The sequence below is a fragment of the Yersinia ruckeri ATCC 29473 genome (assembly GCF_000754815.1).
Classification (GTDB): domain Bacteria; phylum Pseudomonadota; class Gammaproteobacteria; order Enterobacterales; family Enterobacteriaceae; genus Yersinia; species Yersinia ruckeri.
Genome location: NZ_KN150747.1, coordinates 1,783,691 through 1,801,992 on the forward strand (window position 1 = coordinate 1,783,691; position 18,302 = coordinate 1,801,992).

Consider the following 18,302-nt stretch of genomic DNA (forward strand, 5'->3'; position numbering starts at 1 on the left):
CCACGATGCACAGAGAACGGCATAGTATAGAAAAGATAGGTTGGCTCCGTGCCGCAGTTCTTGGCGCTAACGATGGGATTGTCTCTACCGCCAGTTTGTTACTGGGGGTGGCGTCGGCCAATGCAACACACCAGAGTCTTCTTTTGACCGGTATTGCCGGTCTGGTTGCCGGTGCTATGTCGATGGCTACAGGGGAATATGTCTCGGTGTCTTCTCAGTCCGATACTGAAAAGGCCGCATTGGCACAAGAGCAAGCGGAACTGGATGCTGATTTTCAAGGTGAATATCGTGAATTAACCTCGATTTATGTCCATCGCGGCCTTGATGTGGCATTGGCCAGACAAGTTGCTGAAAAACTGATGAGTCATGATGCGTTAGGGGCGCACGCGCGTGACGAACTGGGGATATCTGCAATCACGGCTGCCCGCCCATTACAAGCGGCGTGGACTTCGGCGATGAGTTTTTCGGCGGGAGCATTATTACCCTTATTGGTCGCGCTCATTGTCTCGGTTGATTGGGCAATTCCAGCGGTTAGCTTGTCAGCATTGATTTCTTTAGCCATTTTGGGCGGTATTGCAGCGAAAACCGGTGGCGCACCAATACGGCAAGGCATCATTCGGATAACTTTCTGGAGTGCGCTTGCGATGGGGGTATCATCGGTGGTTGGCATGTTGTTTGGCTTGGTAACCAGTTGAAAGCAGAATAAAGTAGAAACCGAATAATCGAATTTTTATTTCCGATAGTTAATGTTTACTTAATGTAATAGGTATAAATTTAAGTATCAAAATTCAGAGGATGTGTTATGAACAGAAAATTTGCACCTAGCCAAATTTTATTCCATTGGACTATCTTTATCTTGGTTGTACTCACTTATGCCGCAATGGAATTAAAAGGTTTTGCTGCCAAAGGCAGTGATATCCGTGAATTGATGAAGACCATTCATTATACGTTAGGTGTTAGCGTAATGATTTTAATGTTGATTCGCATTATTCTAAAAGTGACACATAAAGATCCAGCTATCACCCCCACCCCCCCACGTTGGCAACTTGTTCTTTCAAAAGCTGTTCATGGTGTTTTGTACCTTTTATTTATCAGTCTGCCATTGCTTGGCGTTCTATCTCTGTATTATGGACATGTCGAATGGTCATTTTTCTCGTATGCCATGCCGGTAGCAGTAGAAAATACTGAAAATAGTATTATGCAGCATGATTTAAAAGAGATTCATGAATTAATTGCTAATACAGGTTATTTCATTGTCGGCTTACACGCGGCAGCAGCAATATTTCACCACTATATTATGCGCGATAATACGTTACTCAGAATGCTGCCAGGAAAGCACTAAATTATATAAAATAGATTGTCGGGGCATCGATACTGAAGCCTGTGAACCTTCCCATTGTCACGATATCTTGTCCCGCGCCTTCCTTGGCGCGGACGCTGGACTTTTCTATCTGTCTTTCCCCCCGAGATCGCCAGTTCGCAGTCTAAAGCACTGGCATGCTTTTTAGTCCGAACTTTGGATTGAGCCGATGATATGTGGTTTTTTAACGCCCCGGTTTATTTTGACCTGCTCCACAACGCATAAATATTTTTCATCTAAAATCATCGGGTTTAACTACAATTGTAGAATGGCTCACACTATCCTACAGTTAAAGGGTTCTAATGTTAAAAGTGAGCCTAGGGTTAGGGCAAGTTAATACATGAGGGAGTCAGGCGTCATCCCTCTTTATCTATCGGTGATTGTTGTGGGGGCGTGGATGATTCACGCATTTGCTGTATCGGATCATAAATGTAGGACTACCGCCGTTTGGATAAAATCGTTTCGCTATACATCGCCGGATAAACGTGATCTCAGGATTGATTTTTTAAGAGGGATTGCTTTGGTGATGATGGTTGTCGCCCATATTGAAGTGATTTCTTTTTTTAATATATTAACTTGGGAACGTTTTGGTTTGACTACCGGGGCTGAGGGATTCGTTATTCTCTCGGGATTTATGCTAGGTGTGATCAACCGCCAGCGTTTAAAAAAAGAGGCCTGGTTAACGATTAGTTATTCATTGTATAGACGAGCAGTCAAAATATACGTCACTAATTTGTTAATTATACTGACTATTTTATTAATAACTAAAATAAGCTTTATAAAGACTTTTGAAGTTACCCATTTTACTGATCGTTTTTCAAAAGTCAGTTATACATTATATCCAATTTATGACCAGATAAAAGAGTCTTGGTTTAACATGGTGCTCTATTTACAAATTGGGCCTCATCAGAGCCAAATTTTGGGGTTGTATTTTTATCTATTATTAGTAACTCCTTTGTTTCTTTATTTATTGAAGCGTGGGTGGGTAAGTATATTGTTATTCTTATCCTTGGCTTTATACATAACTTATCATGTTACTGGGGTAAGAATTACATCAGCAGAATTTGAGTTTGCTTTCCCACTTTTAGCCTGGCAACTTATTTATGTATTTGGCATGACGATGGGTTGGTATAAAGAAGAATTGCTTTCTTTAGCTCGTACCCAGGCAGGTTATTGGGGTTTATCCGTTATAGTATTATTTACGCTTTTAATGATGTTTATTGCACAGAATCATACTAATCCATTTATGCCTTATGAGACTATGCTTCATGTTATAAGTGCGCATAACTTTAATTGGCTCTATGATAATTTTGCTGCAAAAAATGCATTAGGGCCATTACGTGTCATAAATGATTTTAGTCTATTAATAACATGTTATCTGATGCTGACTTATTTTTGGACGCCTATAAATAAATTATTCGGATGGTTTTTAATAACATTGGGGCAGCATTCTTTATATGTTTTTATCATCCATGTTTATGTGGTTTTATTGGTCAATCAGATGGTGAACTTTAGTTTATGGCATCGAGCATGGTTGCTAAACACACTAGTTCACCTGAGTGCCTTAATGATTCTATGGTTATTGGCAAAATATGATGTCGGTAGAAGGTTTATTCCTAACTGATTTGTATTTTTGAACATAAATTAAAGAGACTCAAAATGAAAAATACTCCATTGACTCAAGATAAAAATCAGATCAGCGAATTTCGTAATAGTATACTTTACGAACTGAAATATTCTCTTGGGGTGACACGGCAAACTGCATCATCCAGTGATATCTTCAGTGCGTTAGCATTAGTCGTTCGACGCAATCAAATGGATGATTACCTATGCACACAGGAACGACATTTTCAGTCAAGAAAAAAACGTATTTATTATATATCGATGGAGTTTTTGATTGGTCAGTCTCTCCGTAATAACTTGATAAATCAAGGTATCATGGAAACGGCCAAAGCTGCGTTAGAATCTCTCGACGTCGATTTTGAAAGCATTGTTAAAAGTGAAGAAGATGCAGCATTAGGTAATGGGGGATTAGGACGTCTGGCCGCTTGTTTTATTGATTCTATGGCAACCTTGGATATTGCTGGTTCGGGTCACGGCATAAAGTATGAATATGGTTTATTTCATCAACAAATTCAAGATGGGAAGCAGATAGAAAAACCCGATGATTGGCATTCTGCACATTCCCCTTGGCTGATAGAGCATCAAAGTCAGTCGATGATCATTCCGCTTTATGGGCGGATTATGGAGATAAAAGATCAGAATGGTCATTACAATCCGATGTGGATGGATTGGAAGATAATCATTGGTGTTCCTCATGACTATCTGGTGTCAGGTTATAATAATAACACTGTAAATTCATTACGTTTATACAGTGCTAGTGCTTCGGATTCTTTTGATATTCATATATTTAATCATGGTGATTATCTAAATGCGGTTAATCAAAAAATCGCATCAGAAAATATCTCTAAGGTTCTTTATCCATCAGATGAAGTACTGGCTGGTAAGGAATTGCGCCTGACGCAAGAGTATTTTTTGGTGGCATGCACATTACGTGATGTTATGCATGATTTTTTCTTACATTCTACCCATCTCAATCAGTTGCCAGAATTTGTAGCTATACAACTAAATGATACTCACCCGGCACTCGCCATTGTTGAGTTAATGCGAATATTGGTTGATGAACATGCTGTTGACTGGGATATCGCTTGGGATTTAACTCAACGAGTTTGTGCCTATACCAATCATACGCTAATGCCTGAAGCATTAGAAAAGTGGTCGGTTAATTTATTCGAATTATTGTTACCTCGGCACCTACAAATTATCTATGAAATAAACCGCCGTTTCTTATTGGAAGTACACAGATGGCAACCTGAACGTGAAGACTTATTAGTGTCAATGTCTCTTATCGAAGAAGTGCCAGAAAAGAAAGTTCGCATGGCCTACCTTGCCATTATTGGTTGTCATAAAGTTAATGGTGTGGCAAAACTTCATTCCGAATTAATTAAATCAAATCTTGTACCAGACTTTTATCGTTTTATGCCGGATAAGTTCACGAATCAAACGAACGGTGTGACACCTCGGCGCTGGATTCAACAGGCTAACCCCCGTTTATCTTCATTCTTGGATAGTCACTTAGGTAATGAATGGGTTACCAATCTGACTCTTCTCACCAAACTGAAAGCGTTAGCTAATGATAATTGTGTTATTGCTGATTTGGCGGAAATAAAAAAATCCAACAAAATAAAATTAAGTCAGATCATTACTCGTCAGCAAGGATTGATTATTAATCCGGAAGCGATGTTTGATTGCCAGATTAAGCGTATTCATGAATACAAACGGCAGTTATTGAATATTCTTTATGTTATCAGTCTTTATCAGAAAATCATTGATGGCGCAGTCTCTATTTACCCTAAAGTACATATTTTCTCGGGTAAAGCGGCACCAGGTTATGCGATGGCTAAATTGATCATACAGTTGATTAATCAAGTTGCACTTAAAGTGAATAATGACCCTAGGGTTAATGAACAACTTAAAGTGGTTTTTTTAGAGGACTATAAAGTTTCACTAGCGGAACATATTATTCCAGCCGCTGATTTATCTGAGCAGATATCTACAGCAGGAACTGAAGCATCAGGTACCAGTAATATGAAGCTGGCTATGAATGGTGCGCTAACCATTGGAACGCTAGATGGTGCAAATATTGAAATAAGAGATGCTGTCGGCCATGAGAATTTCTATGTTTTCGGTTTATCAGCTGAGCAAATTGCTGAAAAAACAGCCAGAGGACGATCGTCGTATGACGAATATTTATCTCATGTAGAACTTAAAGCCGCTATTGATTCACTTATCTCTGGAACTTTTCATTCTGATAAAAATCTGTTTTCACCCATATTCCATATGTTGGTGAGCCACGGTGATCATTATTTCCATTTGGCTGATTTTGACAGCTATCGTCATGCACAATATCAAGCGTTAACCGACTATAGTGATACTTACAGTTGGCACAAACGAGCATTGAATACGATCAGTGGTATGGGCGATTTTTCCAGCGACAGGACTATTCTCGGGTACAGCAAGGATATTTGGGGGGAGGCTAATATTAAGTGAAATTTTGCAGAACACTCACGGTATTACTCTGCGGGTTACTTTTTTCCCCGCTAGTGACTGCTGATGAACCAACTAACACCCAAGCGGTTAATTTATTTACCAGCCCTTGGTCTCGCCTTTTCTCTGGTGATGAGGCGAGATTTTCAACGGCACTCAGCTATAACTCACCACTGAAAAAGAGTCTGATTAATGTTCCTACCGGAAGGGATTCTTCAGAAAAAGTATACAAATTGAATCAGAAGGGACTGTTTAGTATGCAATATTCCCCGATAAGTTACTTTTTTGCCAATATGACGGTTCGGGTTCCATTACAAAACACAAATAAATACAGTACCAATTATGTTTACAGCTTTGGTTATGATGATTGGCATCCCGGTACTTTTAGCCTGGTGTATGGCAATTACAGCGATAATAATAGTTTTTTCCCTGCGACAGGAACCCAGAGCACTCGATTTGAACAAGGTGCCTGGACGCTGGGCTATAAATTTACCTTACCCAAGACGGCAGAGTCTGCGTTATTGATTAACAAAGATGACACGCTGGTTTGTCAGGTTGGTTATAGCTATGTGCCACGTTACTTTTCTGATGCTTCATCGACTATCAAGGATAATAAACATACCTTGTTAGGGAGTTGTGGTTATACCTTACAACAACACTATTTCTTGCGTGTATCGGCTTTTTACTATCCAGATAAGGCTCAGCAGCAACCTTGGAATTATGATTACACCTATAGTTTTGGTTATACCTCGGGCTATGCCCCAGGCTCTTGGTCAATTCACTATGATAATTACTCGGGGACTCGCTATCCGTGGCGACAGGATGCGAATGCGAATTTTCGGAGTGGGACAATCAACCTCAGCTGGACATTACCCTTATAAATTGAAGGTATAAGAATTTGTGCTACGCTTAATATCGTAGTGAATAGTGAAGTAAGCATGATGTTTTGGCGAGTATAAAAAGGTCAGGGATGTTGGGCATCTTTTACTGGGAACGATGTTTAATAGAGTGTGTTTACATGCAGCCTTTGGATAACTTATGCAACCTCATCCTTCCGTTACAGGTGTCAAATCTATTCTTGTTGTTGATGACTCGGCAAGTTATCGGTTTTTATTGGTTAACTTACTAAAAAACTGGCAATTCACTGTTTTTGAAGCGGAAAATGGCCAGGATGCATTGATGATCCTTGACAATAACTCGATAAATATGGTGATCAGTGACTGGGAAATGCCTGTCATGGATGGGTTGAAACTCTGTACAACTATTCGTAAGCACTATGCTGACCGGTATATTTATTTGGTATTGATAACAGTGAGGCAATCCGTCGAAGATTTGATCGCCGGACTTGATGCTGGTGCTGATGATTTTTTGTCAAAACCGATAAATCAAAGTGAGCTGCGCGCACGTTTGCATGCAGGTGAGCGGATATTAATGCTAGAGGCAACCCTCGCCGCTCGTAATCAGAAACTATCACTGGCCTACCAACAAATAGAAGATGATTTGCATGCTGCCGCGAAGCTGCAACGTAGTGTTTTGCCAGCAGAAAAATTAATGGTCAACGACTTTCAAGCCGAATGGATGTTTATACCTTCGGCTTATGTTTCTGGTGACTTGTTAAGCTTTTTTCAACTAGGCGATCAACATATCGGTTTTTATAGTATTGATGTAGCAGGGCATGGTGTGGCCGCTGCAATGCTCTCATTGTCAGTGGCACGCCAATTTCTTAATGGACGCACGGTGGATAATTTACTGATTTCACCTTCTGCTACCTCCTCTGGTTATCAAATTACTCCGCCACATAAAGTTGTGGGTGAGCTTAATCGCCGTTTTTGTATAGAGAATGATGACGTAGACAGTTATTTCACCCTTATTTATGGTGTTATTAATGTGCAAACCGCGTCTGGGGTGCTTTGTCAGGCTGGGCATCCAACGCCATTTATTGTCAGTTGTTTGGGTCAGATCACCCCGATTGGTGATGGTGGCGCACCCGTTGGATTGATTGATTCAATGGATTATCAGGACTCGGTCTTCAATCTTGCTGCGGGTGATCGGCTTTATTTATTTACCGATGGCATTGTTGAATGTGAAAACTTTGAGCAAGAGCTATATGGCGAGCGGCGATTACAAGACTTATTGGCCATGAACCCGAGAAACAGTATCCCAACTGTTTTTCGTCAGGTACAGCAGGCATTGGAAGGTTGGCATTCGTTAGAAAAAAATGAACATCAAAGTGATATTCATAATGGTCGTTCTATATTTAGTGATGATATCTCGTTACTGGTGATCGAACACAATAATAATTCTCCTCTCCTCACTGCATTGTAAGGACGAAATAATGAACTTTGAAACGCAGACAATTGACAATGTATTGGTGATCACCCCGTTAATTAGACGGCTAGACGCCTCGGTTTCTCTGAAGTTTAAGGAAGATATACAAGCAATGATTGCTCAAGGAGCCAAAAATATTTTATTGGATTTTAGCCGGGTGGATTTTATCGACAGCAGCTGTTTAGGTGCTCTGGTTTCATTGTTGAAATCCTTAAATGGCAGAGGAGAACTTGCTATTTGCTCACTGAACAACAATATCCACGGCATGTTCAAGTTAACCCGAATGGATAGGATATTTACTATCGGTACTCATCAATCCGAGACATTACAGCAGATGCAGTCCATAACGCGTTAATTTGTAAGGGATACCTATTTATGAAAGCCATGATCCTTGCAGCCGGGAAAGGAACCAGAGCCAGACCACTGACAACCATACTGCCAAAGCCAATGATCCCATTGATTCGCAAACCTATTATGGAATCGATTGTTGAGCATTTAAGAAAGTATGGTTTTAATCAATTAATGGTGAATACCAGTTATCTTTCTGTCGACATCGAAAATTATTTTCGTGATGGCCATGCTTGGGGAGTGGAAATAGGTTACTCCTACGAAGGTGTTATGGAAGGTAACACTTTTGTCGATAATGTTTTGGGTTCTGCCGGTGGTATGAAACACATCCAAAATTTCTCGGGTTTTTTTGATGGAACTTTTGTCGTTGTGTGTGGCGACGCACTGATTGATGTTGATTTTGACCAGGTATTGGCTTTCCATCGAGCCAGAAAAAGTGTGGCGACCTTGGTGATGCGCCCAGTATCAGTGGATCAGGTAAACAAATACGGAATTGTTGTCACTGATGAGCAAGGCAGAGTCACTAAGTTTCAGGAAAAACCTAAATCCGAAGATGCATTATCAAACAATGCCAATACCGGAATCTATGTTTTTGAGCCTGAGATATTCGATTATATTCCTGATAATGTTGAATATGATATTGGTAGCCAGTTATTCCCTAAACTTGCTGAATTAGGCGTTCCTTTCTACGGTATATCCTTACCATTCCAATGGGTTGATATTGGATCTCTGCAGGATTTTTGGCATGTTAACCGCATGATTCTTAATCAGGAATTACCTGATTATCCGATGCCGGGAATTCAAATTGCCCCTCAAATTTGGTGTGGGTTGAATGTTAAAGCTGATTTTTCGACCCTGGATATCGAAGGGCCGGTTTATATTGGCAGCAGTACAGAAATACAATCTGGAGTGACCATTAAAGGGCCTGCAATCATTGGAGCTGGGTGTTTATTAGAGCAGGGAGCCATTATCGATCAAAGTTTTATTGCTGATTATACTCGGGTCGGTGGTATCGCACATTTGTATCAACAGATGATTTTTGCTGGCAAAGTGATCTCGCCGGACGGCATGGCAATTGATTTATCTGAAGCGAGTTTGAACTGGCTCATTGATGATCAACGGCGTAAAGATATTATCCTGGCGGAGAAATCTTTGTTCAGTGAGTTTCTAGACAAAGATGCATTAATATGAGTTGCCGTCGGAATGACTCACAAGGCTGGCTAATGAGGATAAGTTTGCCTGCGTCACTATCGAGCCTATCCATTCTACATGAAAAGTTACTTCAATTTATTCAGCCATTGCAGATTGACTCATCCAGCAGTTATGCAATGGAACTTGCATTAAATGAAGCATTTATCAATATTGTGAAACATGGTGTTAACTATGATGCAACGCAAAATATTATTATTGTGATGCACTATAAAAATAACCAGCTCATTCTGACCTTACAAGATCAAGGGAAGTCCATACCTGCTGAGTTCTTGCAAAATAAAAGCGGTTTATCTCATTTCCCTGAACGGTCTGCACCAGACTCCTGGCCTGAGAATGGAATGGGGATAATGATGATGTTTAATGCTGTCGATGAGCTAAATTATAAAGTTATAGAGGGTGTCAATTACCTGTCTTTGATAAAAAAAATAGAAGATAAAACGTGAATGTTACATTCATTTATAAAGTAACATTCTCTACATTTTCCCTAAAGTGGGTTGGTTAATCTCGCATATCTTCTTAGATTGATTGAGGTTGTGATAATGGCTTTTTATTTCTCTTCTTTTGAAAACAGAAAACCACCATCACCATTGAAAACTCATTGGGTTACTGAGTTTTTATGGCAAATACTAGCGGTTGCTGCACTTATCCTGGGAGCAAATTATATCCGTTGGCGCTGGATGAATTCACTTAATTACGATGCGCTTTGGTATTCTATTCCGTTGGTCATAGCTGAAACGCTGGCCTATATTGGTTCTGTTTTATTTACTATCAATCTCTGGAAAGTGAGAGATGTTCCGGTCTTGCCAGCACCTGAAACCATCGATGATTGTATTGCTCCTGAAGACAGGGATGAAAAGCGTCCGATAAAAGTTGATTTGTTTATTGCTACTTATAATGAAGATGTTGAATTGGTTCGCTTATCGATTCGGGATGCACTGGCCGTAATCTATCCCTTTTCCTTAGATTATCGTATTTATGTGTTAGATGATGGCAAACGAAGTGAAATGGAGGCTGTCGCAACAGAAGAAGGAGTTAATTATTTAAGTCGTGAAAATAATATCGGTTATAAAGCCGGTAATCTTCGCCACGGTCTGGAAATGACTGATGGTGATTTTATTATTATTTGTGATGCCGATACGCGTGTTTTTCCCACCATACTTACTCATACTTTGGGTTATTTTCGTGATGTTGATGTTGCCTGGGTACAGACACCTCAGTGGTTTTATGATTTACCTCAGGGTAAGCGATTGCCTGTGTGGGCAAAGCAAAAATTAGGTTCAACAGGTTATTTTATTGGCAAAGGTATCGAGAGGTTAGTCGGCCCTCTCACTGTGGGGCATGATCCATTCTTTAACGATCCACAAATGTTTTATGATGTGATTTTACGCCGACGCAATTGGGCTAATGCCGCTTTTTGTTGTGGAGCTGCCTCTATTCATCGGCGTGAAGCTATTATGCAGGCCGCTCTGCGGCGCTATGTTGATAATATAGAAGATGAAATCGAACAGTATACTAATGAGTTAATCGACGGTGAAACCAAGGCTGATTTGGCTCAGGCTATGTTGCCTTATGTGGCTCATGATACGGAATTGATGCCGTATAAATTTCATGTATCAGAAGATATCTATACTTCTATCGTTTTACACGGTGATCCCGGACGTCAATGGCGCTCAGTCATGCATCCGCAAATAGAATCAAAAATGCTTTCTCCCCAAGATTTACTGGCATGGATGATCCAGCGATTTAAATACGCTGCGGGTTCAATGGATATCGCTTTACATGATAGGCTTTTTACCAGTAAGCGGATTAAGCTCAGTTTTATTCAAAAAATAATGTACGGAACCACCTTTTGGTCCTATTTTGCCTGTATTTGGAACACCGTGTTTTTAATTGCGCCGTTAATTTATTTATTTACGGGCATCCCGCCGGTTTCGACTTACTCATCTCCTTTTTATCTTCATTTTCTGCCTTTTATGATCATCTCTGAATTGGCATTTATGTTCGGAACTTGGGGTATCTCAGCGTGGGATGGAAAATCATCTTTTCTTGCTTTATTTTCCATGAATTTACGGGCACTGGATACGGTGTTGCGGGGAGAGAAAATCAAGTTTCATGTGACCCCTAAAGAACGGCAACAGGGTAATTTTTTATCCTTGGTTAAACCTCAACTGGCGATTATCGGACTGACTTTAGTGGGGTTGATTTGGGGCGCTATTCAAATAGCTGAAGGGAACGTAAAAGATCCCTCTGGCTTTGTTATAAATATCTTCTGGGGAGCAGCAAACATAGCGGCCATGATACCAATGGTCTTGGCCGCACTTTGGCAACCTGAGTATACTGAATCTACTGTACAGGAGGAGTTCTGATGTCATTCAAATATAACCTCCTTAAAGCGAGAAGTTATCTGGCCATGGTGATAGGTATTTTAATCGCGTTTTCTATTGTGATATATGTCGAAAAAAATTCTCAAGATGTGGGCGATTCCCGTGTCCATATTCCCTTGAGTGTGGGGCGGCCATTAATACCGACTCCACGCCCCCTGAGCGCGGAAGAAATTATTTGGGCCAAGACTGCGTGGCAATATTTTATAAATAATACCCAACCGAGTGGTTTAGTGAACTCGGTAGATCAATATCCATCGACCACGATGTGGGATACCAGTAGTTATTTTATGGCGCTGATTTCAGCTCAACGTATTGGCATTATTCAACAAGATGAATTTGATCAGCGGATCAGTAATGCATTGGCCGCATTAGCTAAATTGCCTTTGGTTGAGGGGAAACTACCCAATAAAGCCTATAATACGCAAACATTGGCTATGGTTAATTATAATAACCAACCCAGTTTGCAAGGAATCGGCTGGTCGGCTATTGATATTAGTCGTATGATGGTGCCATTAAATATATTGGTTTGGAATTACCCACAACATGCTGTTGAGGTAAATAAGGTTATATCTCGTTGGCATTTAGATGCGTTAGTCGCCAATGATCAATTACAAGGCTCTGCGATTAATGATAAAACTCATACCATTTCTTTGCATCAGGAAGGGCGTATGGGTTATGAGCAATATGCGGCGAGAACGCTACAGTTGGTCGGTATTAATGTCAGTTTAGCCATTGATTATACTGCACATCTTAAATTTATTAATGTTGAAGGAATATTAGTTCCTGATGATGACCGGGTCTCTAAAAAAGATGGGGCAAATACATTTATTGTCAGCGAACCCTATATGTTGACAGGATTAGAGCTGGGGTTTGATGATAATTCATCTGAATTAGCATGGCGAGTTTTTAAGGCTCAGGAAAATCGCTTTCAACGTACAGGTATTTATACTTCAGTTAGTGAAGATCACGTAGATCAAGCGCCTTACTTTATTTATAGCACTTTGCATTATGCTGATGAAGACTGGGCAGTGATTACGGAAAAAGGCGAACGTGTTGATCAGCTGCGACAGCTATCAACTAAAACGGCATTTAGTTGGTATGCTTTATGGCGCACGCCCTATAGTGAACAAACCCGAAACCAATTAAATCGTTTGATGGATCAAAACAAAGGTTGGTATAGCGGTATTTATGAAGTGAACAATAAGATAAATACATCATTTAATGCTAATACTAATGGCGTAGTATTAGAAAGTTTAGCTTTTATCAATAGTGGAAAACTACTTTGTATTGCCTGTGCTCAGGCGATACAACCCGTTGGTGCAATAGATAAACAACTAAAGTAGGAAGGTTTTATGATGGAAAATCAGTCAGTTTTGATAAGATCAAGCACCATGATGAAGGTGGGGTGCTTGATTTTTATTCTCTTGGTTATGCCGTCTATTAAGGCCTATTCTGCATTGCCTAATGATAAATTAGCGGCAGAAAACTACCCAATACGACACGGTGAGTTAACTCCGCGAGAAATGGCAATTGCCGTTAACGCTTGGCAATATTTTGTACATAATTTTCAGCCTACTACGGGGTTGGTTAATGCGGTAAATAATTATCCCTCAACGACGATGTGGGACAGCGCCTCTTATTTGTCAGCACTGGTTTCAGCCCGTGAATTGGGAATCATTAATAAAGAAGAATTCGATCATCGAATGCTGCCATTCTTGAAGACCTTGAATAATCTGTCGTTATTTCAGGGGCAATTGCCAAATAAAGCCTATAACACCATCACCGCTGAAAAAGTTAACTATATGAATAAACCTGGTGAAATAGGCTTTTCCGCTATCGACAGTGGTCGAATGTTAATTTGGTTGAAGATTATCAAAGAACGTTACCCTGAATATGCCAATAGCATTGATAACGTTGTCTTGGGGTGGGATTTCTCACATGCTATCGACAGTTGCGGTACGTTATATGGGGCAATTTTGGACAAAAATAATGTCCCTATGTATGTACAAGAAGGGCGTTTGGGTTATGAAGAATATGCCGCCAGTGGTTTTCAACTTTGGGGATTTTCAACGTGTCAGGCATCTTTAGCACAACCTTATGATTTAGCTAATATTTACTGCGTATTGGTTCCTTATGATTCACGAGACCCGCGAACTCATTATCAACATAATTATGTGGTTACTGAATCTTATATTTTACATGGACTTGAAATGGGTTGGGATCGCAGTGACGACCGTGCCAATAAAGTTGGAAGCTACAGCCACCCATGGATGAGGGATTTTGCTAATCGAGTCTATCAGGCACAGGAAAATCGTTATCGTGAAACCGGGATACTGACCGCGCGTTCAGAACATCAGTTAGATAAAGCACCTTACTTTGTTTACGACACTGTTTTCACCGATGGTTATAACTGGAACACGATCACTGACAAGGGGGTTTTTGTACCTGAAGATGCGGCACTATCCTTAAAAGCGGCGCTGGGTATGTGGGCATTATGGCAGTCGCCCTATACCGACAGGTTATTTGATGCCATAGAGAATGCCAATATTAAGGGGAAGGGTTTCAATGAAGGACTTTACGAAAATGGGCAGGGACCAATAAACGAATTTACGGCAAATAATAATGGCATCATGTTGGAAGCCTTATTATTTAAAAAAGAAGGTAAAATACTTCGTTTCACCAGTGGTGACCCTAGCCACAGCGACTATATTCCCTCACTGTGGGAAAGGCAGCTTATTAACGCATTTGATGAGAATAACAGTAAAAGAAATCGACCATTTATTGATGCAACTCCTAGTTTGAAAGCATTCTGCGATAAAAATGGTCTCGCAATACGTAAAGCGTCAGATTGTAAAAGCTGTCAATGCGCGCAGTGTCAGGATGAAAACAGCAGCAATAATTTATTTAAATTACCGGCAGCCACATCATCATGCGCAAAACAGTGAAATCTGCCGCGATTGCCTGGGTGATGGGTTCAGGGCTACTAGGTGCTGCGTTTATAGGCGGTATGTCTGTGGGGAGCAGCATTATGCACAGCACCGTGGCCTATTCTGTCCGCAGTGGTGTACTAGCGGATAATCAGCAATTGTGGGCGAAAGTTGCTTGGCGTTACTTTATTAAAAATACACAGGCGGGAACCGGATTGGTTAATTCTCTGGATAATTACCCGGTTGTTAACCTCTGGCAAATCGGCGATACATTGATCGCATTAACCGCCGCTGCGCAATTAGGACTGATTGAGCGGCAGGAATTTGATCAGCGTTTGTCGCAATTATTGGCCACAATAGGTCGTTTACCACTGGTGGACGGGAAAGTGCCAAATCAGCGGTACAATACCGTCAATGGACAACTAACTGATTATGCTAACCAACCAAAGCCACTGGGATGGTCAGCACAAGATATCGGTCGTTTAATGATCGGCTTAAAAATCGTGGGCAATTTTTATCCTGAATATGCTGAGTATCTGGATAAGATTCTATTACGGTGGAATTTTTGTCAGGTAATTGATAATAATGGATTATTATTAAAATCGGCTGCGGTTAATGGTCAGTTTATAACAAAATCGGATGGGGTACTGGGGTACAGCGAATATACCGCAGGTGCGTTTGGACTGTGGGGTTTTCCTGTAGGAATATCAGCAAATCTTCCTTATAACACTAGATTTATTTATGGCATTCCGATCGATTTCGATATCAGAGATCCCCGGATAACTCATATGCCATCTGTCGTCGTCAGTTTGCCTTATCTACTGACTGCAATGGAATTAAAGAATACTCCTACCTTTAAACAACAAAAAAAACGCATTGAAAATGTCTATCGGGTACAAGAAAAACGCTGGCAAAAAGAACATATATTAACAGCCCGAAGCGATTACTTGACCTCAGTTGCACCTTATCATGTTTACGATACGGTATTCGCTAATGGTTACCATTGGAATACGATCGACGAGGGTGGGAAGTTTTATCCAGAACTGGCATTGGTATCGACACGTGCCGTTTTTGGCTTATGGGTTTTGTGGAATAGCCCTTATACCGATGCATTAATGCAGTTAACCCAGATGCAGTATGATGATCAACGCGGATGGTATGAGGGGCGTTATGAAAATAATGGATCTTATAATAAGACCATCAGTCTGACGACTAACGCTATGGTATTAGAAACTCTGCTCTATAAAAAGGTAGGGAACTTAATTAACACTGAACCTACTACGGGATATCTCGACGTACGCATGCGTGATATTTTTTCACGACCACAGTTATGTCTACCGCAGGAAAGAGCCTCAAGTAGAGCGGTAGCGTCGAAATGAACATTAATGGTCGGTATCGTGCTGCTATTTTAAGTTTGGCGCTTCTTTTACTGCTTATCTCGCCAGTTATTTATGCTCAGTTGCCGTCCACTACAGATTTGGCCGGTCAATGGCGGGTAAAAGACGGAAATCCACCGGCCACTGAAGCCTGGAGTGGTACGCTGGATGATGATTCGTGGCAACGGCTGAAAGTACCCGCTAATTGGTATAGTGAAGGAATCGATCATCAAGGGATATTGTGGTATCGCACTCGATTTACATTACCGGTTTTAGATACTGATAATATGGCAACCTTAATATTTGATGGCGTCGATTATCAAACAGAGGTTTGGCTCAATAATCAGAAAGTCGGGCAACATAAGGGCTATTTTCAGCGGTTCAGCATCGATATCACCGATGCTGCTCAGCGTGAGAATGTGCTGGCTATGCGGGTAGATAGCCCTGACGAAACTCCGGGTAAAGTTTGGTCATTTCATAAACAACTGATTAAAGGGGTGCTCAATCATCATGATACCCGGCCAGGCGGTGCTTGGTCGGCGCACGGACAGGACGCTAATTCGGGCGGTATTTGGGCGCCGGTAGCGTCACATATCAGCCGCGGAGCGGTGATTGACAACTTACTGGCGGTGCCGGATTGGTCCGAGGGGCTTGAACATCCGATTCTAAAAGTGAGTGTGGATTATCGGGCTAACCGCAACCGCTCGGTTATTATGCGGCTACGCCTTATTCCCGATAATTTTATCGGGCAATCTTATCAACTGGAAAAAAGTGTTTCACTGGTTGCCAGCCAGCATAATGCACAAACGCTCACGACTAATTTTCTTATTGATAATCCTGCTTTATGGTGGCCGTCTGGTCATGGTAAACAAAATCTTTATCGGCTGGAGGTCAGCTTTTCCGATCGACTTGGGATCATGGATACGAGCCATGTGCGCACCGGATTACGACAAATAGCGATAGATTCGCGAGAAAAAAGTTGGTCAATCAATGGTAAGCGCCTGTTTATTCGAGGCACTAACTACATTGGTAGCCCGTGGCTGGGAACGCTGGCTCCCGCCGATTATCGTCGTGACTTAGTGATGATGATGCAGGCCAATATCAATGCCATAAGAGTACATGCCCATGTTGCAGGACGTGCTTTGTACGATCTGGCTGATGAGATGGGTATACTGCTCTGGCAAGATTTCCCGTTGCAATGGGGATATGACAATTCAGCCACTTTTGCCAGAGAAGCGGCAAGGCAGGCTGCAGATATGACGCGGCAGTTTGGCAGCCATCCATCGATTATAGTGTGGTCTGGGCACAATGAACCTCCTTGGGATGCCACTTGGATGCAATATCGTTATTCCGACTGGCGACCGGGTATCAACCGGGTATTAACCGCGAGTGTGGCGCAGGTTCTCGCTCAGGATAATAGCCGCATCACTCATGCCTATTCAGCAACTGGCGAGCACTACTGGCAAGGTTGGTACTCTGGGCAGAAAAGTGACCACCTTAAACCGGCAACGACTTCAATAATTAGCGAATTTGGCGCGCAAGCTTTACCCGATTTACCGACGTTAAAAACCATCATTCCCACGGCGGAACTGTGGCCGAAAACGACGGATAAAAAGGATCAGGGCTGGCGCATCTGGGCATATCATAATTTTCAACCTCATGAGACATTTGAATTAGCCAAAATCACTCGTGGGCCAAATATCAATACGTTTATTACTCATAGCCAACAATACCAGGCAAGTTTAATCCAGCTTGCCGCAGAGAGTTATCGACGGCAACGTTATCAACCAGTTGCGGCTTTATTTCACTTTATGTTTACCGAAACATGGCCATCAATTAATTGGGGGATAGTTGACTATCTCCGTCATCCCAAACCCGGTTATTTTGCTTTGCAGCGAGCTTATCAACCCATTTTACCCTCGATTGAACCTAAAACTGAACATTGGATAGCAAACCAGATCGGACGCATTGGATTGTGGGCTATTAATGATAACTGGCAGGACTATCCGCAGGCATCATTACATTGGAGAATAACGCAAAATGGAATGGTGCTCTCTGCGGGGATGCAGCCAATAAATCTAATGGCAGATAGCGGCCAAAAAGTGATTGAATTACAAGTCATACCTCGTAGTTTTCACGAGATAAATGTGACGAGTGATATTATCAATAAGCAGGAGGAAATATTGGGTCACAATGAAATGCAACTTCAGGTTCAGCCATGAGCAGCACTGCTTTTTGTTAGTAGAAATCAATTAAGTTA

General features: G+C 41.3%; 14 protein-coding genes. All 14 read left to right on the plus strand.

What is annotated here, in order from left to right; translation table 11 throughout:
• Positions 1 to 5 precede the first annotated feature (5 nt).
• The 14 genes from DJ39_RS07935 to DJ39_RS08000 all read left to right on the plus strand — a co-directional run bounded on the left by DJ39_RS07935 (position 6) and on the right by DJ39_RS08000 (position 18,264).
• Positions 6 to 695, plus strand: coding sequence for a VIT1/CCC1 transporter family protein (locus tag DJ39_RS07935; RefSeq protein ID WP_004720119.1), 690 nt, complete (start codon positions 6 to 8; stop codon positions 693 to 695).
• A 107-nt stretch (positions 696 to 802) separates the two neighbouring features.
• Positions 803 to 1,342 carry a cytochrome b gene (locus DJ39_RS07940; RefSeq protein ID WP_004720120.1) on the plus strand — a complete coding sequence of 180 codons (540 nt, stop codon included), beginning with the start codon at positions 803 to 805 and terminating at the stop codon, positions 1,340 to 1,342.
• 415 nt (positions 1,343 to 1,757) lie between these two features.
• The gene (gene opgC, locus DJ39_RS07945; protein ID WP_049688077.1) at positions 1,758 to 2,984 is read left to right on the plus strand and encodes an OpgC domain-containing protein; all 1,227 of its coding nucleotides are present in this window, start codon (positions 1,758 to 1,760) and stop codon (positions 2,982 to 2,984) included.
• A 35-nt stretch (positions 2,985 to 3,019) separates the two neighbouring features.
• Complete coding sequence (locus DJ39_RS07950) at positions 3,020 to 5,470, plus strand: glycogen/starch/alpha-glucan phosphorylase (protein WP_004720124.1); 2,451 nt, start codon at positions 3,020 to 3,022, stop codon at positions 5,468 to 5,470.
• Positions 5,471 to 5,523: 53 nt separating this feature from the next.
• The gene (locus DJ39_RS07955; RefSeq protein ID WP_004720126.1) at positions 5,524 to 6,348 is read left to right on the plus strand and encodes a hypothetical protein; all 825 of its coding nucleotides are present in this window, start codon (positions 5,524 to 5,526) and stop codon (positions 6,346 to 6,348) included.
• A gap of 157 nt (positions 6,349 to 6,505) precedes the next feature.
• Entirely contained in the window at positions 6,506 to 7,792 is a 1,287-nt protein-coding gene (locus DJ39_RS07960; protein ID WP_004720128.1) for a PP2C family protein-serine/threonine phosphatase, read from the plus strand.
• A 10-nt stretch (positions 7,793 to 7,802) separates the two neighbouring features.
• Positions 7,803 to 8,150 (plus strand): STAS domain-containing protein, encoded by a 348-nt coding sequence (locus tag DJ39_RS07965; protein WP_038243857.1) that lies wholly within the window; start codon positions 7,803 to 7,805, stop codon positions 8,148 to 8,150.
• A gap of 20 nt (positions 8,151 to 8,170) precedes the next feature.
• The gene (locus DJ39_RS07970) at positions 8,171 to 9,334 is read left to right on the plus strand and encodes a nucleotidyltransferase family protein (RefSeq protein ID WP_004720132.1); all 1,164 of its coding nucleotides are present in this window, start codon (positions 8,171 to 8,173) and stop codon (positions 9,332 to 9,334) included.
• 32 nt (positions 9,335 to 9,366) lie between these two features.
• A complete protein-coding gene (locus DJ39_RS07975; protein WP_004720134.1) occupies positions 9,367 to 9,798 on the plus strand; it encodes an ATP-binding protein in 432 nt (143 codons plus the stop codon).
• Between the two features lie 96 nt (positions 9,799 to 9,894).
• Positions 9,895 to 11,721, plus strand: coding sequence for a glycosyltransferase family 2 protein (locus DJ39_RS07980; RefSeq protein WP_004720136.1), 1,827 nt, complete (start codon positions 9,895 to 9,897; stop codon positions 11,719 to 11,721).
• On the plus strand, positions 11,721 to 13,082 hold the full coding sequence (locus DJ39_RS07985; RefSeq protein ID WP_038243860.1) for a DUF3131 domain-containing protein: 1,362 nt from the start codon (positions 11,721 to 11,723) through the stop codon (positions 13,080 to 13,082). Before DJ39_RS07980 ends, DJ39_RS07985 begins: the two co-directional genes overlap by 1 nt.
• A 51-nt stretch (positions 13,083 to 13,133) precedes the next feature.
• Positions 13,134 to 14,684, plus strand: coding sequence for a DUF3131 domain-containing protein (locus DJ39_RS07990; protein WP_069971714.1), 1,551 nt, complete (start codon positions 13,134 to 13,136; stop codon positions 14,682 to 14,684).
• A gap of 23 nt (positions 14,685 to 14,707) precedes the next feature.
• Complete coding sequence (locus tag DJ39_RS07995; protein WP_004720144.1) at positions 14,708 to 16,045, plus strand: DUF3131 domain-containing protein; 1,338 nt, start codon at positions 14,708 to 14,710, stop codon at positions 16,043 to 16,045.
• Positions 16,042 to 18,264: a glycoside hydrolase family 2 protein gene (locus tag DJ39_RS08000; RefSeq protein WP_049688073.1), complete on the plus strand. Its 2,223-nt coding sequence runs from the start codon at positions 16,042 to 16,044 to the stop codon at positions 18,262 to 18,264. Before DJ39_RS07995 ends, DJ39_RS08000 begins: the two co-directional genes overlap by 4 nt.
• The last annotated feature ends 38 nt before the right edge of the window (positions 18,265 to 18,302 follow it).

Coding starts and splice junctions, on each gene's coding strand:
- DJ39_RS07980 (WP_004720136.1), top strand. CDS start 9,895: ATGGCTTTTTATTTCTCTTCTTTTGAAAACAGAAAACCACCATCACCA.
- DJ39_RS08000 (WP_049688073.1), top strand. CDS start 16,042: ATGAACATTAATGGTCGGTATCGTGCTGCTATTTTAAGTTTGGCGCTT.
- DJ39_RS07950 (WP_004720124.1), top strand. CDS start 3,020: ATGAAAAATACTCCATTGACTCAAGATAAAAATCAGATCAGCGAATTT.
- DJ39_RS07990 (WP_069971714.1), top strand. CDS start 13,134: ATGAAGGTGGGGTGCTTGATTTTTATTCTCTTGGTTATGCCGTCTATT.
- DJ39_RS07935 (WP_004720119.1), top strand. CDS start 6: ATGCACAGAGAACGGCATAGTATAGAAAAGATAGGTTGGCTCCGTGCC.
- DJ39_RS07975 (WP_004720134.1), top strand. CDS start 9,367: ATGAGGATAAGTTTGCCTGCGTCACTATCGAGCCTATCCATTCTACAT.
- DJ39_RS07985 (WP_038243860.1), top strand. CDS start 11,721: ATGTCATTCAAATATAACCTCCTTAAAGCGAGAAGTTATCTGGCCATG.
- DJ39_RS07960 (WP_004720128.1), top strand. CDS start 6,506: ATGCAACCTCATCCTTCCGTTACAGGTGTCAAATCTATTCTTGTTGTT.
- DJ39_RS07970 (WP_004720132.1), top strand. CDS start 8,171: ATGAAAGCCATGATCCTTGCAGCCGGGAAAGGAACCAGAGCCAGACCA.
- opgC (WP_049688077.1), top strand. CDS start 1,758: ATGATTCACGCATTTGCTGTATCGGATCATAAATGTAGGACTACCGCC.
- DJ39_RS07995 (WP_004720144.1), top strand. CDS start 14,708: ATGGGTTCAGGGCTACTAGGTGCTGCGTTTATAGGCGGTATGTCTGTG.
- DJ39_RS07940 (WP_004720120.1), top strand. CDS start 803: ATGAACAGAAAATTTGCACCTAGCCAAATTTTATTCCATTGGACTATC.
- DJ39_RS07965 (WP_038243857.1), top strand. CDS start 7,803: ATGAACTTTGAAACGCAGACAATTGACAATGTATTGGTGATCACCCCG.